Origin of the sequence: Luteibacter sp. 329MFSha (assembly GCF_900111665.1) — a bacterium.
Taxonomy (GTDB): domain Bacteria; phylum Pseudomonadota; class Gammaproteobacteria; order Xanthomonadales; family Rhodanobacteraceae; genus Luteibacter.
On sequence record NZ_FOJE01000003.1, the window covers coordinates 127,090 to 151,327 of the forward strand.

The following is a 24,238-nucleotide window of genomic DNA, read 5'->3' on the forward strand; positions in this document are numbered from 1 at the left end:
CACCTGTTACGCTGCCGGCTCCCTCATGAGAGAGCCGGCCCCATGATCGTCGTCCACCACCTCAACAACTCGCGATCGCAGCGCGTGCTCTGGCTGCTGGAAGAACTCGGCCTCCCCTACGAGATCGTCCGCTACGAGCGCGACCCGAAGACGATGCTGGCGCCGAAGGCGCTGCGCGACGTCCATCCGCTCGGCAAGTCGCCGGTCGTCGTGGACGGGGACGTGACGGTGGCCGAGTCGGGCGCGATCGTGGAATACCTGGTCGACCGCTACGGCGAAGGGCGCCTCAGGCCCGCGGCCGGGACGCCGGAAGCGCTTCGCTACCGCTATTTTCTTCATTACGCGGAAGGCTCGGCGATGCCCCAGCTCCTGCTGAAGCTCGTCTTCAGCCGCATGGAGACCGCGCCGGTGCCGTTCTTCGCGAAGCCGATCGCGCGCATGCTCGCGCGCGGGGCGCAGAAAACCTTCGTCGACCCGCAGCTGAAGCTGCACCTGGATTATCTGGAATCGCAGCTCGCCGACGCGGACTACTTCGCGGGAGACACCCTGACCGCGGCGGACATCCAGATGAGCTTTCCGCTGGAGGCCGCCGCAAGCCGTGCCGGGCTCGACGCCTCGCGACCGCGCCTGAAGGCGTTCCTCGCGCGGATCCATGCGCGTCCCGCCTATCGCGCGGCGCTGGAGCGCGGCGGCGAGTACGCACTCGCACGCTGAATGCCTGTTCAATCCGGCTTTCCACGTTTACATCGTGCTCACGGCAGCGAACGCAAAGTCGGGACCCGTCAGTAACGAGCTTCACAGGGAGCCTTCCGATGAGCAGAAATCGCGAATTCGCACGTCAGGTGGAGAGCGCCGTCAACGGCGTTTCCGGCCGCGTCCGTCATTACGCCGACGAGGCCACGGGTGTCGGCAGCGACCTGCTGGACCGCAGCCGGCGCGTCACGAACAAGCTTGCCAGCCGCAGCAACGGCAAGCGTGTCCGTTACCTCGCCGAGGACTTCGCCGACGAAGCGACGTACCAGTACCGCAAGCTACGCAAGCAGGTGCGCCGTAATCCGGGCGTCACGATCGGCATCGCCGCCGCGGCGATCGGGACGTTCCTGCTGATCCGCCACGCGCTGCGCGACGACGATTGAAGCCTGCTGCAGGGCAGGGCGAAGCCGGGAGCGATCCCGGCTTTTTTTTGCCTCGCGAAACGCGCGTCAGGGGACGGGGTGCTGCTCGACCACCTTGTCGACGTGCCATGTCACGCGGGACGCGTCCGCGGGCGCGTCGCTGGCGTGCACCTCGGTGATCTTCAGCAGGTACTCGTTGCCCTGCTTCCATTCGAACCCTTCGACCGGCGCGTAGTTGAGCTGCCAGGGCTGCGTCGGCTCCTCGCGGTACTGCAGGCATTCCGTCTTCATCACACCGTTCGTGCACGGCGCCTTGGTCGACGCGATGTAGAGCAGCCGCGAGCGCGAGCCATGCTCGACGGGAGCGGTGGCACAGGCGGTGATGGCGAGAGCGGCGATGGCCGGAAGTGCGATGCGCATGACGGAGCGACCCTTGAATCGTTGTGGCACAGGTAATAGCAGCCGCAGTATGGACGAGGCGTGATGCGAAAACGACGAAGGCCGGATCGCTCCGGCCTTCGTCGCGTCAGCATTCGATGGCGGTCAGACCGTCATCGGGTTCGGCTTGTCCATGTCGAGCTTGTATTCCTTGATGGCGCGGCTGACGTCCTTGGCGTTGACCTTGCCTTCCTTCGCGAGGGCGGCGAGCGCGGCCTGGGCGATCCAGTAGCGGTCGACCTCGAAGTGGGAACGCAGGTTGGCGCGGGTATCGCTACGACCGTAGCCGTCCGTGCCGAGCACCGTGTAGCGCATGCCGTCCGGCATGAACGCACGGATCTGGTCGGCGAACTCGCGGACGTAATCGGTGGCGGCGATCGCCGGACCCTGGCGATCGGCCAGCAGGCCGGTGACGTACGGCACGCGCTGCGGGCTTTCCGGATGCAGACGGTTCCAGCGCTCGGCGTCGAAGCCTTCGCGACGCACTTCCGAGAAGCTCGGCACCGACCAGATGTCGGACGTGACGCCGAAGTCCTTCTCGAGCAACTCCGCCGCGGCGATGACTTCGCGCAGGATGGTGCCCGAGCCCATCAGCTGCACGCGCGGCTCGTTCTTCTTCGCCTTGCCGCCGTCCTTGAACAGGTACATGCCCTTGACGATGCCTTCCTCGCTGCCCTTCGGCAGGTCGGGGTGGGCATAGTTCTCGTTCATGACGGTGATGTAGTAGTAGACGTCTTCCTGCTCCTGCATCATGCGGCGCGTGCCGTCCTGCAGGATCACCGCCAGCTCGTACGAGAACGTGGGGTCGTACGAGACGACGTTCGGAATCGCGCCGGAGAGCAGGTGCGAATGGCCGTCCTCGTGCTGCAGGCCCTCGCCGTTGAGCGTGGTGCGGCCCGAGGTGCCACCGATGAGGAAGCCGCGCGCGCGCATGTCGCCCGCCGCCCAGCACAGATCGCCGATGCGCTGGAAGCCGAACATCGAGTAGTAGATGAAGAACGGCAGCATCGGCGTGTTGCTGACGCTGTAGCTCGTCGCCGCCGCGAGCCAGGCGCTCATGCCGCCGGCTTCGCTGATGCCTTCCTGCAGCACCTGGCCCTTCTGGTCCTCGCGGTAGTACAGCAGCTGGTCGGCATCCTGCGGACGGTACTTCTGGCCGAACGGCGCGTAGATGCCGATCTGGCGGAACATACCCTCCATGCCGAACGTGCGCGCTTCGTCGGCGACGATCGGCACGATGCGCGGACCGAGCTCCTTGTCGCGGAGCATGAGGTTCATGCCGCGAACGAGCGCCATCGTGGTCGAGATCTCGCGATCGCCGGAGCCCTTCGTGATCTGCTCGAAGGCGTCGAGCGACGGCGCCTTGAACGACTGGTCGGCCTTGCGGCGACGCTGCGGCAGCGAACCGCCGAGCGCGCGACGGCGCTCGAGCATGTACTGCACTTCCTCCGAGTCCTTGCCCGGATGGTAGAACGGCACGTCCGCGAGCTTGTCGTCCGGCACGGGGATGTTGAAGCGGTCGCGGAACGCGCGGATCGCCTCGTCGTCCATCTTCTTGGTGTTGTGCGCCGGGTTCTGCGACTCGCCGGCCGCGCCCATGCCGTAACCCTTCACCGTCTTGGCGAGGATCACGGTCGGCATGCCCGTGGTGTTCACGGCCGCGTGGTACGCCGCGTACACCTTGTGCGGATCGTGGCCACCGCGGTTGAGGCGCCAGATGTCGTCGTCGGACATGTTGGCGACGAGCGCGGCGGTCTCCGGGTACTTGCCGAAGAACTTCTCACGCGTGTACGCGCCGCCGAAGGCCTTGCACGCCTGGTACTCGCCGTCGACCGTTTCCATCATCAGCTGGCGCAGCTTGCCCGAGGTATCGCGCGCCAGGAGAGGATCCCAGTAGCTGCCCCAGACGACCTTGATCGCGTTCCAGCCCGCGCCGCGGAAGACGCCTTCCAGCTCCTGGATGATCTTGCCGTTGCCGCGAACCGGGCCGTCGAGGCGCTGGAGGTTGCAGTTGATGACGAAGATCAGGTTGTCGAGGCCCTCGCGGCCCGCGAGCGCGATCGCGCCCAGCGATTCCGGCTCGTCCGACTCGCCGTCGCCCATGAAGCACCAAATCTTGCGATCGGTCTTCGGCATCAGGCCACGGTGCTCGAGGTACTTCCAGAACTGCGCCTGGTAGATCGCCTGGATGGGACCGAGGCCCATCGAGACGGTCGGCGCCTGCCAGTAGTCCGGCATCAGGTACGGGTGCGGATACGACGACAGGCCACGACCCTTGCCGGCCACTTCCATGCGGAAGAGGTCCAGCTGGTCTTCGCTCAGGCGGCCTTCCAGGAACGAGCGCGCGTACACGCCCGGGGCCGAGTGGCCCTGGTGGAACACGAGGTCGCCCGGATGGTCGGCGCTCGGCGCGCGCCAGAAGTGGTTGAAGCCGACGTCGTACAGCGTCGCCGACGAGGCGAAGCTGGAGATATGGCCGCCGAGGTCGCCCGGCTTGCGATTGGCGCGCACGACCGTCGCCAGCGCGTTCCAGCGGATCAGGGAGCGGATGCGCCATTCGATCGCGGCGTCGCCCGGGCTGCGCGCTTCCATGTGCGGCGGGATGGTGTTGACGTACTCGGTGGTCGGATCGAACGGCAGGTAGCCGCCGGCGCGACGCGTGGAGTCGACCATGCGCTCCAGCAGGAAGTGCGCGCGCTCGGTGCCGTCGTGGTTGATGACGGCGTTGAGCGACTCGACCCATTCACGGGTTTCGGTGGGGTCGAGGTCCTGATTCAGGGAATCGTCGATCTGGTCCATGGATGCTCCGCTCGCGCGTGACGCGCGCTCATGGGGACTGAAGGAGGCCGCTGGGGTGGCGGGAAAACCTTTCCATGATAGCGCAACGTTTCCGGATACGCGGCCGTATGGGGGTTTGGATCGATGCAAATGGCGACCGGGGAGCGCTGGCCGGCTGCGCCGGATCGCCGATGCGATCGGCTCCCACCCCTCCGGTAGCAGCCTTCCTACCGAGGGGGTGGGAGCCGATCGTATCGGCGAAAGGCCCCCGGGATGTCACCAAATCAATCGGTTACGACGGTCCGCGGCTTACCTGCGCGGATCTGGGCTTCGACGCATGCCACCGAGGTCATGTTGACCACGCGACGGACCGTGGCCTGCGGCGTCAGGATGTGCGCCGGCTTGGCCACGCCCATGAGGATCGGGCCGATCACGACGCCGTCGCAGAGGACGCGGACCATGTTGTAGGCCGTGTTGGCGGCATCGAGGTTCGGGAAGACGAACACGTTGGCCTTACCCTCCAGCCGCGAGTTCGGGAAGATCCGCTCGCGGAGCTCGGGGGTGAGCGCCACGTCGGCCTGCATCTCGCCTTCGACTTCCAGCTTGGGCACGCGCTCGCGGATCAGCTTGAGCGCCTCGCGCATCTTGCGCGAATTGCGCGTCTCGCGGCTGCCGAAGTTGGAGTTCGAGAGCAGCGCGATCTTGGGCTGGATGCCGAACAGCTTCAGGCGGATGGAGGCCTGGAGCGTCGCCTCGGCGATCTGCGCGGCCGTCGGGTCCTCCTGCACGTACGTGTCGAGGAAGAAGAACGTGCCCTTCTCGGTGGCGACGGCCGCCATGGCCGAGGCCTCGGCGAGCCCCTCGTCCAGGCCGATGATGTCGCAGATGTAATCGAGCTTGCTCTGGTACGTGCCCACGAGGCCGCAGATCATCGCGTCGGCCTCGCCGCGCTCGACCATCAGCGCCGCGATCACCGTGGGACGCGAGCGGACCACGGCCTTGGCCGACGCGGGCGTGACGCCGCGACGCTCCATGATCGAGTGGTAGAGGCGCCAGTAGTCCTCGAAGCGCGGATCCGAGTGGATGTTGCACATCTCGAAGTCGACGCCGGGCTTCATGCGCAGGCCCGCCCGCGCGATGCGCTTCTCGATGACGTCGGGACGACCGACGAGGATCGGGCGCGCCAGGCCTTCGTCGACGACGGTCTGCACGGCGCGCAGCACGGTCTCTTCCTCGCCCTCGGCGTAGACGACGCGCTTCGGATCGGCCTTCGCGCGATCGAACACCGGCTTCATCAGCAGCCCGGTGCGGAAGACGAAGCTCGTCAGCTTCTCGATGTACGCCGGGAAGTCCTCGATCGGACGCTCGGCCACGCCCGAGTCCATCGCGGCGCGCGCGATGGCCGGCGGCAGCTGGATCAGGAGGCGCGGATCGAACGGCTGCGGGATCAGGTAGTCCGGACCGAAGCTCGGCGGCTTGCCGCCATACGCGCGGGCGCTGACGTCCGACGACTCGCGACGCGCCAGCTCGGCGATGGCCTGCACGCAGGCCACCTTCATCGCTTCGTTGATGACGGACGCGCCGACGTCGAGCGCGCCGCGGAAGAGGTACGGGAAGCACAGCGCGTTGTTGACCTGGTTCGGGTAATCCGAACGGCCCGTCGCCATGATGCAGTCCGGGCGCACCGCCTTCGCGTCTTCCGGCAGGATCTCCGGATTGGGGTTCGCGAGCGCGAAGATGATCGGGCGCTCCGCCATCGTGGCGACCATCTCCGGCTTGAGGATGCCGCCGGCGGAAAGGCCGAGGAAGATGTCCGCGCCCTCGACGATCTCGGCGAGCGTCCGCTTGTCGGTGTCGCGCGCGTAACGCTGCTTGTCGGGGTCCAGATCGGTGCGGCCGCTGTGGAGCACGCCGTCGCGATCGAACGCGAGGATGTTCTCCTTCTTCATGCCGAGCGTCACCAGCATGTCGACGCAGGAGATGCCCGCCGCGCCCATGCCGGTGGTCGCCAGCTTCACGTCCTCGATCTTCTTGCCGGTGACGAGCAGCGCGTTGATGACGGCGGCGCCGACGATGATCGCGGTACCGTGCTGATCGTCGTGGAACACGGGGATCTTCATGCGCTCGCGCAGCTTGCGCTCGACGATGAAGCACTCGGGTGCCTTGATGTCCTCGAGATTGATCCCGCCGAACGTGGGCTCGAGGCTGGCGATGATGTCGACCAGCTTGTCGGGATCGGTCTCGTTGATCTCGATGTCGAAAACGTCGATGCCGGCGAACTTCTGGAACAGGACGCCCTTGCCTTCCATCACCGGCTTGCTCGCCAGCGCGCCGATGTTGCCCAGCCCGAGCACCGCGGTGCCGTTGGAAATCACGGCGACGAGGTTGGACCGCGCGGTCAGGTCGGCCGCTTCGCGCGGATCGGCCACGATCGCGTCGCACGCCGCGGCCACGCCGGGCGAGTACGCGAGCGACAGGTCGCGCTGGGTGAGCAGCGACGTGGTCGGCGTGACCTTGATCTTTCCCGGACGGGGAAGGCGGTGGTATTCGAGAGCGGCTTGCCTCAGTTCCTCGGAGATGGCCATGGGATCCTGTGGGACGTGATAACGGAAGGAAGAGCGCTGGCGGGCCGTCGGGCTCCGCGCAAGCGGCCATGGTAGCACCGCCCCACGCGGGCTCCGCCCTCGACGTTGTGATGCATTGCGACAAGCAGTGATATCGAAAACGACCTTTCGAAAGGACGCGTGCCGGCATTGCGCGACCGTGCGGCTGCGTACGCTCGCCGGCTCCTCTCGCAAGCACGAGCCGTCATGCGCCGTTTCGCCCTTCTCCTCGCCCTCTTCGTCGTCATCGCGTCACCCGCCGCCGTGGCGGCCGACGCCTCGCCCGACGCCCTGCGCGACGCCCTGCTCGCGCTGGCCATCGGCGCACCCGATTCGGGCGTGCCGGTCGAGCTGCCTGTCGGCGACGGCGCCTCGTCCACCTTCGAACTGCGCGATTCGCGCACCGTGCCGCCCGGCCTCGCGCGACGCTTCCCGGGACTGCGGAGTTTCCGGGGCGTGGATCCGCTCGGCCGCACGGCCCGGCTCGATCTGGCGAACGACGATCTCCGGCTCGCGGTCCGCGACGGCGCGAACGAATGGGTGGCGCGTGCCACGAAGGGGGGCGGATGGACGGCGCCGGCGTCGGCGAACACGGCCGACGCGAAGGTGTTGCCGCCAGTCCCCGGCGCCGGCGAGGCGGGTTCGCGCAAGGCACACGCGTCCGGAGCCAACGCCCGTGCCCAAGGCGGCGTGCGCTACGACTTCCGCCTCGCGGTCGCCACGGACAGCGGGTACGCGACGAAAGCCGGAGGTACCGTCGCGCAGACGCTCGGCGAGGTGGTCCACCTCGTCAACCGGGCGAACGAGGTGTTCGAGACGGACATGGGCGTCCACTTCACGCTCGTGGAAGACAGCGACCGGTTGATCCCGACGCGTACACGCCAGGATCCGTTCCTGCGTGGCGATCCCGTCCCCACGGCGGTCGAATGGATCGACGGCATCGTCGGTGGGGCGAACTACGACATCGGTCATGCGCTGCTGGACATGTCGGGCGGACAAAGCGAGGTCGGCACCTCGTGCAGCGACGCCCGCGACGCCGACTTCATGGCGACTCACAAGGCGGCCGCATGGAGCGGAACGAAAGAGCCGGCGATGTCGCCGCAGGGCCTCGACTTCTTCATCCACGTCCTCGGGCGCCAGCTCGGCGCGTGGCCGACGGCCGCGGGGTGCCAGCGCGACGCGCTAGGCGATCACGCGGTCGAACCTGGCAGCGGTAGCACGGCGATGGGATACGCGTCGGCGACCTGCGCGCCCGCCGCGACGCTGCAGGCGCGCGCGGATCGCTACTTCCATGCCGTGAGCATCGGCCAGATGCACGACTGGCTTTCGTCGCGCGGCGGCCGCTGTGCGACGAAACGGCTGAACGGCGCGACCGCGCCGTGGATCGACCCACGCCAGCTCGACGAATGGATCGTCGTGCCCGCGCGCACGCCCTTCGTACTCGAGGCGCTCGCCACACCCGGCGAGGGCGGCCGCCGGTTGACGTACGCGTGGGAACAGGTGGGCGCGTATGGCGGCGCAGGTACGGACACCGACGGCATCCTGTTCCGCTCGTGGCCGCCGACCACGTCCGGCCGGCGCACGTTTCCGCGCATGGCGGACGCGTTGCGCGGTCAGGACGGCGGAACGGGCGAGCGCCTGCCCACGGCGACGCGCACGCTGGATTTCACGCTGACCGTCCGCGACAACGCGGGCGAGTCGTCGACGCTCGCCCAGGCGAACGCGCGCGTGCACGTCGTCGATACCGGCCAGGCTTTCGCCGTCGACGTTCCCGCGACGGCGACGGCTGGCGAACCGATGCCGCTGCGCTGGAACGTCGCCGGCACCGATGCCGACCCGATCGCCTGCCACTTCGTCGACGTCGACCTGTCGCTCGATGGCGGTGACGACTGGACCACGATCGCCGTGGACGAACCGAACGACGGCGACGCGGCGCCGGTGTTGCCGGACCACATCGCCAGCGATCGTGCGCGCGTGCGGGTCCGGTGCGACAGACGTCCGTTCTTCGCAGTGACCACGTCGGACTTTTCCGTCGTGAAGCGCGCGGCGCGCTGACATTGACTGCGGGTGACGCCGACAGCACGACCGCCACCCCGTCTGGCCTCATGGGCGCCTTTCCGGCTCCCGCCGGTTCTCACCAGGAAGGTCCACTCCATGCGCCTGAAAACAACGCTCTCCTTCGCCATCGCGGCATGCCTCGGCACCGCCTCCATGAGCGCCACCGCCGCCTCGCTGTGGCGTGACGGCCCGACGGTTTCGACGACCGCGGCCCGGGCCGCGGATACCGACATGCCGTCGCGCTACCGCAGCGTGATCCTCGACCGGGCCGGGCTGGCGGCGACGCGCTCCGCTCGCGGCGCGGCTCCCGCGCGCCTCGAACTGCCGCTGCCCGATGGCGGGCAGACCGTTTTCGAGCTGGAGGACGCGAACGTCCTTCCGGCCTCCCTCGCGGCGAAATACCCGAACCTGCGAAGCCTCAAGGGCAAGGACGCGGCGGGCCGCCAGGTCCGCCTCGACATCGCACGCGACGGCGTGCACGCCATCGTCCGCGACGAAGCCGGCGACTGGATGCTTCGCCCCGAATCCGCGGGCGGTAGCCGCGCGAAGGGCGCCGATCGCCACATCGTCTTCCGTCGCGCCGATGCGCCCATGTCGACCTGGACCGAAAACGCGGGCATCGGCAGCGCGGCCACGATCGCCCCAGGCGCCGCACCGTTCCGCCGTGGCGCCGCTCCGGAGGGTACACCCGTGCTGCGCACGTTCCGCCTGGCCATGACCGCCACATCAAGCTACACCGCGAAGATGGGCGGCACGATCGAGGACGGGCTCGCCGGCATCGTTCGCACGGTCAACCGCGTCAACGCGATCTTCGAGAACGATCTCGGCGTGCACTTCGTCCTCGCGGAGAACAACGACCGTCTCGTGTTCCCGAACAAGGCACTCGACCCGTTCGAGCTCGCAGCGCCGGGCGCCGGCCTGTCCGACTTCGACGCCGCCAACATGAACGTCCTCGTCACCCGGGAAAAGCTCGGCGAAGACGCGTTCGACGTGGGCCACCTGCTCGATGGCCGGCGGGACGCCGGCGTGGCCGGCCAGATCGGGAACACCTGCATGCCGTGGTCGGGTGACGAGGCACGCCTGCACCAGGCGAAGGCGGCCGGCATGACGGGCAGCGCGCATCCGTTCGGCGACGCCTTCCACGTCGACTTCGTCGCGCACGAACTCGGCCATCAGTTCGGCGCGCACCACACGTTCAATGGCTGCACCGGTGATCACGAAGACACCGACTCCAACGTGGAGCCGGGCAGCGGTTCCACGATCATGGGATACGCGGGCATCTGTCCCCGGAACAACCTGCAGGCCCATAGCGACCCCTACTTCCACGCCGCCAGCATCGAGCAGATCGGGACGTGGCTCGACGGCATCGGTGGCGAGTGCGCCGCCACGCGACCCAATACGGCGCCGGTGCCCGTCATCGATACCACGGGGTGGAACAAGCCGGTCCTGGTGCCCGCACAGACTCCTCTCCGCCTGCAGGCGGTGGCATCGTTCGCCGATCCGCGCGCGAACATCACCTATACCTTCGAGCAGATGGACCGGGGCCCGTTGCAGCCCGCGGATGAGGATCTGGTGGACCTGAGGCGCGGTGCCCTGTTCCGCTCGCGACCGCCGCAGGCCCGCGGCGAGCAGACCTTCCCTGCCATGGACGTTCTGCTCGGCAACGAGCCGGCGGGCCTCGGCGACGCCCTGCCGCAGTACGACCGCAACCTGCATTTCCGCCTTACGGCACGCGACAACCGCGACCACCGGTCGCACGTCGTGAGCGCCGACCGCACGGTACGCGTGGTCGACACGGGCGAGGCGTTCGCGATCGAGGCTCCGGCCGCGGGCACCGTGCTGAGGCGCGGCAAGGCCCGACAGGTGCGCTGGAATGTGGCCGGCACCGCCGTCGCTCCCATCGGTTGCCCCAAGGTCGACATCGATCTCTCGGTCGATGGTGGCAAGACGTTCCTCGCCACGCCACTCGCGGTCGCCGTGGCCAACAAGGGCCGCGCCACCGTCACCCTCCCCGCGGAGATGACGCCGACCCGGAACGCACGCCTGCGTGTCGAATGCGCCGACGGTCGCTTCTTCGCGCTGTCGCCGGAGATCGAGATCCGCTGAGCGAACGGTCAGAGGCCGAGGGAAATTTCCTCGGCCTCCACGCCCGCCATGTGGATGTGATTGACGAACAGGGAAAACGCGAGCTTGCCGGCCAGTCCATGCACGTGTTGCATCCATGGCGGCAGGTACCGCGGTTCGGCGATGTCGCCGGCGACGAAGTGCGATTCGAGGCTCAGCACATCGTGCAACGCGAGCTTGCCGGCGAACAGGTTGCGCAGGAGATCGAGCCGACGCTGGCGGAGCGCCCAGCGGAAGAACGTGTGCACGGCGAGCAGGCCGCTCAGGTAGACGTTGTCCTTGGCGAAGGCCGAGCCGCCGGTCAGCGGCACGCCACGGAACACGCGCTGCGCGGAGTGGAAGCTGTCGGGGACGTTCTGGCCGCATTCGCGGAAGTAACGGAACACCTCCACGAAATCGGCGCCGTTGAGCGCCATGTCGATCGCGAGGATGCGCAGGCTGATGCGTTTCAGGCGCGAGATGTCGATGGCGCCCGACATCAGTTCGGCGAACACCGCCAGGCCTTCCTGTGTCGCCGTGACGCGCGGCGACGTGCGTGCCAGCGATGCGAGCACCGGCTGTTCCCTGCCGTTGAGCGCCGTGAGCGAATGCACGAACGCTTCGTGCGCCAGCAGCTGGTGACGGTCGTACTCCGTGAAGCGCACGCCGCCGCGCAGGCGGATGCGCGTCGCGCCGGCCGCGGCCTTCGCGGTGAGCTCGGGATCGACCTCGACGGCGATCGTGCCGGGCGCGAAGAACGCGTCCAGCCGCTCGGTCATGTCGCGACGCAGTTCCTCGGCCGGGATCGTGCCGGTCGCGTCCTCCGTTTCGAGATCGGCGCCGAGTTCGTCCGCCAGGTCGACGAAGTAACGCGCCGCGTCCAGATTGCTGCGATTGCTGCCGGGAATGGCGTCGCCAGGCTTCCCGTAGAGCGCCACCGAGGCCTGCGTCACGCCGTCGGTGCCCGCCGCGTCCAGCATCCCGGTCGCGACGCGCCAGGATTCCGCCGTTCGCCGGAGGTATTCGGCGATCGGGTGATCTTCGTCGGCCTCGGCCTCGATCGCCTCGAGCTCGGCGCGCGTGTCGCCGAGGTCGGGGGGCCTGTAACGGATGTCGGGAAGCGAGAGCCGGCCGGCCCCGAATTCGGCGATCAGCCGCTCTTCGACCGACGCGGGCCACGAGATCGTGGGCAGGATGCGGATGGTGCGGACCGCCGCGAGCAGGCGCTGGTCGAGCGCCGCGTAACGCTGCATCTCGGGCGAGAGGTGGAACGGGGCGGCCTGGGCGTGCATGGTCGGGAAGTATAGGCCGATGGCCCCGGGATCACCGCGACGAGATGTACTTCTCGCGACGGATGTGCTGCACGGCGAGCCCGTGCTCCTTCAGTGCCGAAAACGCGGCATCCACCATGTTCGGGTTTCCGCACAGGTAGGCGATATCGCCCTCGGCGCTAGGCTCGAGCTCGGCCAGCATGTCCTGCACGTAGCCCAGCCGGTCGTGCGGGCGCGGATTCGGACGCGCACCCCGCGAGAGGCAGGGGTGGAAATCGAATCCCTCGTGCTCGCGCGCGAACGCCTCGAATTCCTCGCCATAAAGCAGTTCGCCCTCGTTGCGCGCGCCGTAGAGCAGCACGAAACGGCAGCCGCGGCTGGCGATCAGCGCCTCGATCTGCGGCAGCATGGCGCGGTAGGGCGTCACGCCCGTGCCGGTGGCGATCAGGATGTAGCGCCGGTTCGTGTCGCCGTCCATGAGACAGAAGCGGCCGTAGGGGCCGCTCGCGTCGATCGTGCCTCCGTGCTCCAGCTCCCCGAGCAGCTTCGTCGCGGCGCCGCCCTCGACGTAGCTCACGGCGATCTCGATGCGGTCCACCGGGCCCTTGCCGTCGCCCACCGTGCCCACGGAATAGCTCCGCTTGGTGGCCTTGCCGTCGTCGTAATGGAAGTGGACCTGGAGGAACTGGCCGGGCACGAAGGCCAGCGGCTGGCCGTCCACCCGCTCGAAGGACAGGTGCCGCACCGTCGGCGCCAGCATGAAGCTGTCGGCGAGGCGGAGCTGGAATTGTTCGGCCATGGAAAGTCTCTATTGACGCCGGGGAACGGGGCGGCCCGGCAAAGCCCGGTATAATAGGCGGCTTGTCATCCCGGCGCAGCCCATGACCACTCCCGCTTTGCACGTCAACGATTTACGCAAGACCTACGGCAACGGGGTCGAGGCCCTCAAGGGCATCTCCCTGACCGTCCAGCCCGGCGATTTCTTCGCCCTGCTGGGCCCCAACGGCGCCGGAAAGTCGACCCTGATCGGCATCCTCTCGTCCCTCGTGAACGCCTCGTCGGGCGACGCCGAGGTGTTCGGCGTGTCGATCCACCGGAACCGCAGCGAGGCCATGCGGCTGATCGGCCTGGTACCCCAGGAGATCAACTTCAACCAGTTCGAGAAGCCTTTCGACATCTGCGTGAACCAGGCCGGCTTCTATGGCATCGGCCGGGCCGAGGCGTCGGAGCGCGCCGAGAAGTACCTGAAGGAGCTGCGCCTGTGGGACAAGGCGCACCACCAGGCGCGCATGCTCTCGGGCGGCATGAAGCGCCGCCTGATGATCGCGCGCGCCATGATGAACGAGCCGAAGCTGCTGATCCTCGACGAGCCCACGGCGGGCGTCGACATCGAGATCCGCCGTTCCATGTGGCAGTTCGTCAGCGGCATCAACGAGGCCGGGACCACGGTGATCCTCACCACGCACTACCTCGAGGAAGCGGAGCAGCTCTGCCGCAACATCGCGATCATCGACCAGGGCCGCATCGTCCAGAACACGTCGATGAAGAGCCTGCTCGCCACCCTCGACGTCGAGACGTTCGTGCTCGACGTCTCCGGCGTGCCCGCCGACATGCCCAGCCTGCCCGGCGTCGTGCTCCGCGCGCTGGACGACCATACGATCGAAGCCGAAATGTCCCGTTCGCACGACCTCAACTCGCTCTTCGCGGCCCTGTCGGCGCACGGCGTCACCGTGACGTCGATGCGCAACAAGGCCAACCGCCTGGAGGAACTCTTCGTGCGCCTGGTCGAGCACGGCCGGGAGAACGCGGCATGAGCGCCTCCACCAACCTCGTCGCGCTGGGCACCATCGTTCGCCGCGAGATCGTGCGCATCCTGCGCATCTGGACGCAGACGCTGATTCCGCCGGCGATCACGATGACGCTCTACTTCGTCATCTTCGGCAAGCTGATCGGCAGCCGCATCGGCACGATGCACGGCTTCACGTACATGCAGTACATCGTGCCGGGCCTCGTCATGATGAGCATCATCACGAACAGCTACGGCAACATCTCCAGCTCCTTCTTCGGCGCCAAGTTCGGCCGTTTCGTGGAGGAAATGCTGGTGTCGCCGATGCCGAACTGGGTGATCCTCCTCGGCTACGTCACGGGCGCGGTGACGCGCGGCGTGATCGTCGGCGCGCTGGTGCTGGTGATCGCCCTGTTCTTCACCGACCTGCACGTCGCGCACCCGGTCACCACGTTCCTTTCGGTGGTGCTCGGCGCCACGGTGTTCTCGCTCGCCGGCTTCGTCAACGCCGTGTTCGCGAAGAAGTTCGACGACATCGCGCTGGTGCCGACCTTCGTGCTCACCCCGCTGACGTACCTCGGCGGCGTCTTCTATTCGGTGGACCTCCTCGGCGAGCCGTGGCGCAGCATCTCGCTGGTGAATCCCATCCTGTACATGGTCAACGCGTTCCGTTTCGGCGTGCTCGGCGTCAGCGACGTGCCCATCGCCACCGCGTTCGTCGTGATGCTCGTCTTCGTCGTCGGACTCTCCGCGGTCGCCCTGCGTCTGCTCAAGCGCGGCGTCGGCCTCCGCTCGTAACGGAACCGCGATGCGCGTCAACAAGTACATCAGCGAAGCCGGCCTCTGCTCCCGCCGCGAGGCCGACGAGCTCCTCGTCGCCGGGCGCGTCACGATCAACGACGAGGTCGTCGGCATGGGCGCCAAGGCGCTGGATGGCGATGTCGTCAAGGTCGACGGCGAGGTCGTCGTGGCGCGCACGCTCGTCGCCAGCCCGGCGAAGAGCCGAGGCGTGTACATCGCGCTGAACAAGCCCGTGGGCATCACCTGCACCACCGACACCACGGTCAGCGGCAACATCGTGGATTTCGTCGACCATGCCCAGCGCATCTTTCCGATCGGCCGCCTGGACAAGGACTCCGAGGGCCTGATCCTGCTGACCAGCAACGGGGACATCGTCAACGAGATCCTCCGGGCCGAGAACAACCACGAGAAGGAATACCTCGTCGCGGTGAACAAGGCGGTGACGGACGAGTTCCTCACCGGCATGGCGCGCGGCGTGCGTATCCACGGGCAGATGACGAAGCCGTGCAAGGTGCGGCGCATCGCCAAATTCGGTTTCTCCATCGTGCTCACGCAGGGCCTGAACCGGCAGATCCGCCTGATGGCCGCCGCGTTCGGCTACCGCGTCACGCAACTGCGCCGCGTGCGGATCATCAACGTGAAGCTGGGTCATCTGAAGGTGGGCCAGTGGCGCAACCTCACCGAGGCCGAGCTGAAGGGCCTGTTGCCCGACCGGACGCGCTGGTAGCCGGGCATGATCGCACGCCGTCTTTCGCGGCATGCGATCATGGGCGGATGAACGATTTCCAGACCCTCGGGCTCGATCCGGCCCTTCTCTCCACCGTCGAGTCCCTCGGCTACGGCGGCATGACGGCCATCCAGCGTGAAAGCCTGCCGGCCATCCTGCAAGGCCGCGACGTCATCGCGCAGGCCCGTACGGGCAGCGGCAAGACGGCGGCGTTCGGCCTCGGCCTGCTCCAGCGCATCGACGTTTCGCAGATCCGCCTGCAGGCGCTCGTGCTCTGTCCGACACGCGAGCTCGCCGACCAGGTCAGCAAGGCCATACGCCGGCTCGCGGTCAACATCCCCAACGTGAAGCTCCTCACCCTCTGCGGCGGCATGCCGCTCGGTCCGCAGCTGGCGTCGCTGGAACACGATCCCCACATCGTGGTCGGCACGCCCGGCCGCGTGCAGGGGCACCTCAAGCGCGGCAGCCTGCACGGCGGCGGCATCAAGGTGCTGGTGCTCGACGAAGCCGACCGGATGCTCGACATGGGCTTCGAGGAAGCGATCGACGACATCGTCGGCCGCATCGCGAAGCACCACCAGACGCTCCTGTTTTCCGCGACCTATCCGGATGCGATTCGCGCGGTGAGCGGGCGGGTGCAGAAGGATCCGCTGGAGGTGACCGTCGAGGAAGGCCACGACGCCACCACGATCGAACAGCGCGTGGTCGAGGTCGAACCGCCGGTGAAGGTCGACGTGCTTTCCCGTATCCTCACCCAGGAGAAGCCGGAGGCCGCGCTGGTCTTCTGCAACATGCGCAAGGACACCGAAGCCGTCGCGGCGGAACTGGACCGCCGCGGTTTCTCCGCGCTGGCCCTGCATGGCGACCTCGACCAGCGCGATCGCGACGAGGTGCTCGTGCGGTTCGCGAACCACAGTTGCGGGGTGCTCGTGGCGACCGACGTCGCCGCGCGAGGCCTCGACATCGCCGGACTGCCGCTCGTCGTGAGCTTCGACGTGGCGCACGATCCGGACACGCACACGCACCGCGTCGGCCGCACGGGCCGCGCGGGTGCGAGCGGGTTGGCGATCGTGCTCGCCGGCTCGCGCGAACTGAACAAGCTGCGGGCGATCGAGGAACGGATCGGCGCGCCGCTGCCGCGACATCCGGCGAGACCGGCGAACGAGGCACGCAAGGTGCTGAACCTCGCGCCGATGAAGACCCTCGTCATCGATGGCGGACGCAAGGACAAGATGCGGCCTGGCGACATCCTCGGCGCGCTCACCGGCGATGCCGGTCTCGACGGCAAGGACATCGGCAAGATCGACGTCTACGCCACGCGCGCCTATGTCGCGATCCGGCGGGACCTCGCGAACAAGGCCCTCGAGCGCCTGCGCGCCGGAAAGATCAAGGGCCGCAGCTTTCGCGTGCGGCCCCTGGGCTGAGTGGACGTCCGCGGCGGAAGCTAGCGGTTCGTGCACATCGACGTGGAGGCTTCGTCGGTGGACTCGACCTCGGAACTCATCCGCACGACGTTGACCGGCGGAGCGAAGTGCGTGGTCAGTTCGTCCGCGAGGACGTTCCGCAGGTTGCGGATGACCGCGAGTGCCGGCGTCATCGTTTGCGGCGAATGCGGACTGCCTTCGACGTAGTTGATGTGCACGTCCGCCCGGGCTTCCACCGAGAACTGCTGGAAGGCGGCATGGCAGGAGGGGCATGGCTGCTGGCTGACGAACCCGAGGAGGCGTCCGCCCGCCGGGATCAAACCGCTGGATATGTCGCGCATGATCGCCTGCAAGACCTTGATCTCGGCGTCGTTGGCGCGGTTCGGCGTGCCGGGCGTGACCGGTTGCGGCGTCACGTCCGACCAGGTGGGCGCACCGACGGAACCGAAGCTGACGACGTTGTCCTCGTTGAAATAGTTCCTCGTCGGCATCGGCGGCACCTCGAGGTGTCGCGCGCCGCGATAGGCCGTATTGATGAGCTCGGAAAAGGGGCGGCCCGATACACCCAGATAGATGCGCGCGTGTTCCACACCCTCCACGGTATAGGTGTACTGGAAATGCGAGAAGGTGGCGCGGCGGATCTGCTGCTGGAAGCGCAGCAATTCGGCCGCGTCGGCGGCGCGTCCACCGTGGCCGGCGAAGGCTTCCTGCAACCATCGCCGCATGCCGAAGGCATAGCGGCGCATGGGCACCGCGAGCCATGTCTGCATGAAGTATTCGTCGTCGTTCGCGACCGCCAGCATGGTGACCCTGCCGTCCCCGCCTGCTTCCGCGTGGCGCGGCAGACCCCCGACAACGAGCGTGGCGAGCATCGCCGCGCCCAGCATGCGGCCCCGGAAAAGGGACCTCCGACGCCAGGAGGGAATGGTGGACGGCATCATGGCGTCCTCCCGCACTGTTTCATCGAGACGTGACGCAGCACCATGTCGCCTTGTCGCATGGACATCTGGCCGACCGATACCAACCGGTTGGCTGCCTTCGCCTCCGCCATGTCCAGACTGACGATGCGGTCCAGCTGGCCGTCGAGTGGAATGCCGAGGTGCCCCAGGCTGCTGGATTGCAGGGGTGAGGCAAGGTTCTGAAGCGGGGTCGACAGGCTCTCGCCGGAGATGTCGCCGACAGCCAGCACTTCATCGATGATCGCCTGCCCGTACCACCGGTGGATCGCGCGGTCGGTCGCGTCGGCGAGGCACAGCGGGCGAGGATCCGCGCCGCCCATGCCGGCCTTCGCGAGATCGTGCCTGCCGTTCGGCAGGCAGGCGTCGGTGCCGCCCGGCATGCCCTCCCGATACGCGGCCGCGATTCGCGCCAGTCGCAGGTTGGCAGGCAGCGCCGGGAACCCGTATCGATTGGTGCCGCTCGTCGCGCGCCAGGTCGAGAGCTCGCCGTCGAGCAGCTGGATCAGATAGTGCATGTCGGACCGGTGCGGCTGGCCATGACGCGCGGGATCGAGGAAGCGTCCGATGACGTCGCTGCGCAGACCTCGCTCGTACCAGGCGTCCCGCGGCGTGCCGAGCAGCCTCTCTCGCAGCACCTGCAGGGCCATCGCGTAATTGGCCTGCATCGCCGGCCGGCCGATATCGAGTATGCCGCGCATGCACGCTTTGTAGATATCCGCATCGACACCCGCCTTCAGGATGTGGGGAACGCCCCACGCACCGTCGCGCAGGTCGTCCGGCACAGGCGCTTCACGCATCGCGGTGGCCTTGGTGTAACCGAGGTCGCGGACTTTCCAGTCATGCAACTGCCGCTGCGTCATGGCTTCGCGGCCTTCCGCGACGAGGTACATGGCCTCCCGCGTCGGTTCGTCGACCGGTGAGAGCGAGACGTTCTCCCTGAGTTCGGCATAAGGCGTCTCGTCGCCGCCGAACACCCATCGCGAGTAGGAGGCATCGGTCGACTCGTTGATGTAGGCATGCGCCTGCCCCGCCGCCGCGTATTCCCGCAGGAGGGCGAGCACCGCGTCCTTTCGCCAGAACACTTCGGACGGCACAGGCTCGGTCGAGTATCCGAACCCCTGATCGAGCGTCGCGGCGGCGACGGTCGTGCCCGGCACTACGAGCGCGACGGCAAGTGCGTACCGGATGCGCGGCGAAACGCGAGGCCTCCCTCGTCGGGGCGCGCTGGCCATAACCCTTAATCCTGAGATCATGATCGTCCTTGTCAGACCGCGTGGATCGCGGCCCGGCCATTCTTGGCTCGGTAGCCCGCGAAGCGTAGCGTCGTCGTCGGTCGCGAGCCGTCGGGCTCCGCCCGACCGTCGGGAGGGTGCCGAACGACGAGGCGCTCCGGGCGGACGCCCGGACGATCAGGTGCCTCTTGGTTTCGCCCGATGCGTCGCCGTGGCCGTCCAGGGATCGTCCGGCCACGGATGCTTCGGGTAGCGGCCCTTCAGTTCCTTCTTCACTTCCGGGTACGTGCGGTTCCAGAAGCCCGCGAGGTCCTGCGTGACCTGGATGGGACGCCCGGCGGGCGAAAGGAGGTGGAGCATCACGGGCACCCTTCCGTCGCCGACGCGCGGCGTGTCGGCGAGACCGAAGAGCTCCTGCAGCTTCACGGCGAGGATGGGCGGGGCGCCGGCATCGTCGTCGCGCGTGCCATAGGCGAGCCGGCGCGTCATGCCGCTGGGGACCGTCAGCGCCTCCGGCGCGTGGGCGTCGAGCGCCCGGCGCTGGTCGTAGTCCAGCATCGACGCGAGCGCCTCGCCGAGCTCCGAGGCCTCGATGGCTTCCAGCCGCCGCTTTCCCCGCAGGTACGGGGCGAGCCACGCCTCGAGCGTTCGCAGCAGCGCGTCGTCGCCGACATCGGGCAGATCGAGTTCCGGTCGCCACAGACGGAGCGCGCCGATGCGCGCGCGGAGGACGCGCGCGTTGTCGCTCCAGGGCAAGGCTTCGATGCCACGTGTCCGGATGGCCGCCAACAACAGAGGCAGGGCATCGGCAGGATCGAGAGGAACCGCACGGCGTTCGACGAGCAAGGCGTCGAAGCGGCGTTCCTCGAACGCCTCGGCGATCTGGCGGTCCTCATCCCATCGCAATACGCGTTCGGTGACGAAACGGTCCGCATGGTCGCGTGCGAGCACGTCGGCGTCGAACGGCGCTCCGGCGAAGATCAGGCTGTCGCGTGCGTCGAGGCGGAGGTCGAGGACGACCAGCCAGGGCTCGCCGTGAAGCGCGCTGGCCTCGTGCAGACGGGCGCCGCGACCGTTGGCCAGCGCGTACCTCGACGGATTCGCATCGTCGCGCTTCGCGACGCGGTCGGGAAACGCGTGAACCAGCAGATCGCCCACCGCATGAGCGGTGGGCACGCCGCTCGCCGCGGTCCTCGCATCGAGGCGGCGACGCCAGCCCGCCGATGCTTTTTCGATCGCCGCCAGCGCGCCGACGTCGGCGCCGCCGTTGCGCGCCGCACGTGCGCCGCCGTCGCGCCAGAGATGCAGCGCGGCGAGCCGCTGGCGAAAGTCGTCGGTGCGCCCTTGCTCGCCTCGCAATGGCGAACGCGCTTCGATGAGCGCCAGCAGGTCGGCGACGAGTGCCCGCTGTGCTACCGGAGCGCGCAATGCGGCAGCCGCGAGACGCGGCGTCGCGCCGAGCGCGAGCATGTCGCGCCCGAGGCGCGTGATCGACGAGGCGTCGTTGATCGCGCCGAGTCGACGAAGGAGATCGCGGGCCTGACCCATCGCGCCCGCCGGCGGCGCGTCCAGCCATGGCAGGTCGTCGCTGCCCCACCCGGCGAGCTCCAGCGCGAGACCGGATAACTCCGTGTGCTCGATCTCCGCGCTTCGCGAGGGCTCCAGCCTCCGGCTCTGCGGCCACAGGCGATAGGCGACGCCCTCGGCGACGCGGCCCGCGCGGCCGGCACGCTGGTCCGCCGACGCCTGCGAGATCGTCACCGTCTCGAGGCGCGCGAAGCCGGATCGCGGATCGAAGCGGGGCTCGCGCGCCAGCCCCGAGTCGACCACCGCGCGGATGCCCGGGAGCGTCACGCTCGACTCCGCGACGTTCGTGGCGAGGACGATGCGGCGCGTGCCCGGATCGGCCGGCGTAAGCGCGAGTTGTTGTTCCGCGAGCGAGAGCTCGCCATGCAACGCGACGACTTCGACGCTTTCGGACTGGCGTTCCAGCATGCCGCGCGCTCGCTCGATCTCGCGACGTCCCGGAAGGAAGGCGAGCACATCGCCGTCCGTTTCGCGCAACGCCTGCCCGATCGTACGCACGAGATGCTGCTCGACGGTTTCCTGTGGCCGTGCCGGTGGATGGTCGATGCGCACGGGAAAACTTCGCCCCGGACTGCCGATGCGCCGGGCTCCGAACCACCGCTCGATGCGTTCGCCATCCAGCGTCGCCGACATCACGACGAGACGGAGGTCGGGCCGCAGGCTCGCCTGCACATCGAGCGCCAGCGCGGCGCCGAGGTCGCCCGCGAGGTGCCGCTCGTGGAATTCGTCGAACAAGATGGCGCCGATGCCATCGAGCGACGGATCGTCCTGGATCATCCGCCCAAGGATGCCTTCCGTCACGACCTCGATGCGCGTGCGCGGCCCGACACGCGACTCGAAGCGGATGCGATATCCCACCGTTTCGCCAACCTCCTCGCCCCGCTGCCACGCCATGAACGCGGCGGCGGCACGGGCGGCGATCCGTCGCGGCTCGAGCACGAGGATGCGACCGTCGGCGAGCCAGGGCGCGTCGAGCAGCGCCAGCGGCACCTGCGTCGTCTTGCCCGCACCGGGCGGTGCTTCGAGCACGAGTCGCGGGTGGGCCGCCAGCGCGTCGACGATGTCGGGGAGAAGCGGAGTGATGGGAAAGACGGTCTGCATGTCCCCGCTATGGTACGCAAGGGCGGACGCCGCCGCTCTCAGCCCTCGCGTTCGATGTCGCCTCCTGCGGGCGAGGGCTTCCTGTCCGCGGCCGTCACGTCGAACGGGCGCAGGGACTGGAACGCGCGCCGATAGTCGTCCGAGACGCGCTTCGCATCGTCGCCATTGGTGATCACCCGCGGCGTGATGAGCACCACGAGCTCCGTGCGATCGCGCGATTCCGAGCGCTCCGAGAAAAGGATGCCAAGGCCGGGGATACGGCCGAGGAAGGGAACGCCGCTGCGGTGTCTGGCCTCTTTCTCGCCGATGAGGCCGCCGAGCAACACCGTCTGCCCGCTCTGCACCGCGACCTGCGTCGTCAGCTTGCGCTTCGATATGGGAGCGTTGCCGATCAGGCCCTCGACATCCGCGTTGCTGACCTCCTGCGCGACGTCGAGGTAGACCAGGCCGCCCGGATTCACGCGCGGCCGGACGTCGAGGATGACGCCGGTGTCCTTGTATTCCACCTGGCCGACCGTGCTGTTGCCGCCCTGCCCCGTGTTGACGAAGGTCTGCGTCACGGGAATCTGGTCGCCTACCTGGATGCGTGCCTTGTGGTTGTTCACGACGACCAGCGACGGCGCGGAGAGCGTCTTCGTGTTCCCGTCGCGCTCCATCGCACGCAGCGTCACCTGGAGATCCTTGTTGACGAACGAGTAATACAACGTGTTCGTACCGCTGGCCGCCGCCGTTCCACCGCCGAGCGCCCACTGCTGCTTGTTGCCGGGCTGAGTGACACCGCCATTGCCTCCTGCGAGCCCTTCCAGGTACCACTGCACGCCGAAACGGAACGAGTCGCGCAGCTTCACCTCGAGGATCCGCGTCTCGATCTGCACCTGCAGCGGCACCGCGTCGAGGCGTTCGATGGCCTGGCGCACCTCGGCCCACTGGGACGGTCGCGCACGCACCATGAGCTGGTTGTTGGCGTCGATCGCCGTGATGCGCAGGTCGGAGGCGCCGGAGGCGGGCGGCGACGAAGACGCCGGCGCCGCCGGTGCCTGGAAGAAGTCGGATTGTTCATCCGCGGGGGCGCCGGCAGCGGCCGCGTCGGCGTTCGCGCCGTCCAGGCCGCCCGCGCTTGCCACGGTCGCGGGCGTGAGCCCCGGTGCGACTCGTGCGCCGCCGTCGCCCGACACGGCGCCGCCGAACACGTTCGCCACGTAGCGCGCGACGTCGGTCGCCAGAAGGTTGCGTACGTCGTAAACGAACAGCCGTGGCTCGTTGCCGCCGCCACGGTCGATGCGATCGATCCAGTCGCCGACCTGATCGAGGTGCGAGGAGCGCGTCGCGATGACGACGATGGCGTTGGTCCGTTCGATGGGGATGAACCTGAGCAGGCCCGCGATGGGCGTGTTGCTCGATTCGCCGAACGTCCCCTCGAGCGCGGGGAGCAATTCGCCGACCGTCGCGTTGCGCAGACTGAAGACACCCACGGACATGCCGGCGACCCAGTCGACGTCGAAGGTCTCGATCGTCTCGCCGACGCGTGCGAGTTCGTCGCGCGTACCGGCGACCACCAGCACGTTGCGGGACGGATCGGTGAGCAGCAGGGCGTCGGACTTGACGAAGGGGCCGAGCAGTTTCGCCATCGCGGGCGCGGACACATGGCGCAGCGGGAAGAGGCTCGCGCTCAGGCCCGCGGCCGGCTTCGTCGCGCGCAACGTCGGTGAAAGACGGCCGGCGACCGCCTGGTTCGCCGGCAGGACGCTGAAGCGGCCGTGTTCCTTCACCAGCGCGTTGCCCGTCCACGAGAGCAACGTCTCGAGGATCGGCAGCGCTTCGGATTTCGCCACGGGCCTGGCCGTCGCGAACGAGATGGAGCCCTGCACCCCAGGAGCCACCGAATAGTTCGCGTCGAGCAGATCGCCGAGGATCGCCTTGACCACCGCTTCCACGGGCTGGTCTTCGAAGTTGAGCGTGACCGCGTCCGCTCCGCTGGCCACGGGTACGGCCCGTTCCACGCCCTGCGGTCGGATGAACTGCCCGGTGCCACGACTGATCTCGCGCGCGACGGACTCCTGCGCCGGCCGCGGGTCGTCGACGGACGGGTCCGCCGTCCGCGCGAGGGGAAGGCTCTCCGGTACCGGCCGTTCGACGCCGGCGAGCGCTTCGCGCTGTAGCCTGCCGTCGTCCTTGCGCGCTTTCTGCGGGGCGCAAGCCACCGTCAGCAGGGCCGTCAGGACGGCCATGCCGAGCATGCTGCGTTTCATGGTGTT

At 68.2% G+C, this 24,238-nt stretch carries 17 protein-coding genes; 8 read left to right on the forward strand and 9 right to left on the reverse strand.

Annotated elements, in window-relative coordinates:
• Positions 1-42: 42 nt before the first annotated feature.
• A complete protein-coding gene (locus BMW54_RS14635; protein ID WP_090057374.1) occupies positions 43-714 on the forward strand; it encodes a glutathione S-transferase in 672 nt (223 codons plus the stop codon).
• 98 nt (positions 715-812) lie between these two features.
• Complete coding sequence (locus tag BMW54_RS14640; RefSeq protein ID WP_090057376.1) at positions 813-1,136, forward strand: hypothetical protein; 324 nt, start codon at positions 813-815, stop codon at positions 1,134-1,136.
• A gap of 66 nt (positions 1,137-1,202) precedes the next feature.
• On the opposite strand, the gene BMW54_RS14645 is transcribed toward BMW54_RS14640, so the two are convergent.
• The 3 genes from BMW54_RS14645 to BMW54_RS14655 form a co-directional block, all read right to left on the reverse strand.
• Entirely contained in the window at positions 1,203-1,535 is a 333-nt protein-coding gene (locus tag BMW54_RS14645; RefSeq protein WP_090057378.1) for a DUF4377 domain-containing protein, read from the reverse strand.
• Between the two features lie 123 nt (positions 1,536-1,658).
• Entirely contained in the window at positions 1,659-4,352 is a 2,694-nt protein-coding gene (gene aceE / locus BMW54_RS14650) for a pyruvate dehydrogenase (acetyl-transferring), homodimeric type (RefSeq protein WP_090057380.1), read from the reverse strand.
• Positions 4,353-4,615: 263 nt separating this feature from the next.
• Entirely contained in the window at positions 4,616-6,916 is a 2,301-nt protein-coding gene (locus BMW54_RS14655) for an NADP-dependent malic enzyme (protein WP_090057383.1), read from the reverse strand.
• A gap of 225 nt (positions 6,917-7,141) precedes the next feature.
• On the opposite strand from BMW54_RS14655, the gene BMW54_RS14660 reads away from it, so the two are divergent.
• The gene (locus BMW54_RS14660) at positions 7,142-8,989 is read left to right on the forward strand and encodes a reprolysin-like metallopeptidase (RefSeq protein ID WP_090057386.1); all 1,848 of its coding nucleotides are present in this window, start codon (positions 7,142-7,144) and stop codon (positions 8,987-8,989) included.
• 99 nt (positions 8,990-9,088) lie between these two features.
• Positions 9,089-11,098 (forward strand): reprolysin-like metallopeptidase, encoded by a 2,010-nt coding sequence (locus BMW54_RS14665; protein WP_090057388.1) that lies wholly within the window; start codon positions 9,089-9,091, stop codon positions 11,096-11,098.
• Positions 11,099-11,106: 8 nt separating this feature from the next.
• Here BMW54_RS14665 and BMW54_RS14670 read toward each other — a convergent pair whose 3' ends face one another.
• Both BMW54_RS14670 and BMW54_RS14675 read right to left on the reverse strand, forming a co-directional pair.
• On the reverse strand, positions 11,107-12,387 hold the full coding sequence (locus BMW54_RS14670) for a flavohemoglobin expression-modulating QEGLA motif protein (RefSeq protein WP_090057391.1): 1,281 nt from the start codon (positions 12,385-12,387) through the stop codon (positions 11,107-11,109).
• A 31-nt stretch (positions 12,388-12,418) separates the two neighbouring features.
• Positions 12,419-13,165: an FAD-binding oxidoreductase gene (locus BMW54_RS14675; protein ID WP_090057394.1), complete on the reverse strand. Its 747-nt coding sequence runs from the start codon at positions 13,163-13,165 to the stop codon at positions 12,419-12,421.
• Positions 13,166-13,247: 82 nt separating this feature from the next.
• On the opposite strand from BMW54_RS14675, the gene BMW54_RS14680 reads away from it, so the two are divergent.
• The 4 genes from BMW54_RS14680 to dbpA are packed head-to-tail and all read left to right on the forward strand — an operon-like array spanning position 13,248 to position 17,104.
• Positions 13,248-14,180 (forward strand): ABC transporter ATP-binding protein, encoded by a 933-nt coding sequence (locus BMW54_RS14680; RefSeq protein WP_090057396.1) that lies wholly within the window; start codon positions 13,248-13,250, stop codon positions 14,178-14,180.
• The gene (locus BMW54_RS14685; RefSeq protein WP_090057399.1) at positions 14,177-14,950 is read left to right on the forward strand and encodes an ABC transporter permease; all 774 of its coding nucleotides are present in this window, start codon (positions 14,177-14,179) and stop codon (positions 14,948-14,950) included. Before BMW54_RS14680 ends, BMW54_RS14685 begins: the two co-directional genes overlap by 4 nt.
• A 10-nt stretch (positions 14,951-14,960) precedes the next feature.
• On the forward strand, positions 14,961-15,680 hold the full coding sequence (locus BMW54_RS14690; protein WP_090057401.1) for a pseudouridine synthase: 720 nt from the start codon (positions 14,961-14,963) through the stop codon (positions 15,678-15,680).
• 47 nt (positions 15,681-15,727) lie between these two features.
• Positions 15,728-17,104, forward strand: a complete 1,377-nt coding sequence (gene dbpA / locus BMW54_RS14695) for an ATP-dependent RNA helicase DbpA (protein ID WP_090057403.1) — start codon at positions 15,728-15,730, stop codon at positions 17,102-17,104.
• A 20-nt stretch (positions 17,105-17,124) separates the two neighbouring features.
• Here the strand turns inward: dbpA and BMW54_RS14700 are convergent, their stop codons facing one another.
• From BMW54_RS14700 to gspD, 4 genes are all read right to left on the reverse strand, one after another.
• Positions 17,125-18,045: a hypothetical protein gene (locus tag BMW54_RS14700; RefSeq protein WP_139206118.1), complete on the reverse strand. Its 921-nt coding sequence runs from the start codon at positions 18,043-18,045 to the stop codon at positions 17,125-17,127.
• The gene (locus BMW54_RS14705) at positions 18,042-19,220 is read right to left on the reverse strand and encodes a hypothetical protein (RefSeq protein WP_090057408.1); all 1,179 of its coding nucleotides are present in this window, start codon (positions 19,218-19,220) and stop codon (positions 18,042-18,044) included. Before BMW54_RS14705 ends, BMW54_RS14700 begins: the two co-directional genes overlap by 4 nt.
• Before the next feature lie 252 nt (positions 19,221-19,472).
• The gene (gene hrpB, locus BMW54_RS14710; protein WP_090057411.1) at positions 19,473-21,983 is read right to left on the reverse strand and encodes an ATP-dependent helicase HrpB; all 2,511 of its coding nucleotides are present in this window, start codon (positions 21,981-21,983) and stop codon (positions 19,473-19,475) included.
• Positions 21,984-22,021: 38 nt separating this feature from the next.
• A complete protein-coding gene (gspD, locus tag BMW54_RS14715; RefSeq protein ID WP_090057413.1) occupies positions 22,022-24,232 on the reverse strand; it encodes a type II secretion system secretin GspD in 2,211 nt (736 codons plus the stop codon).
• Between the last annotated feature and the right edge of the window lie 6 nt (positions 24,233-24,238).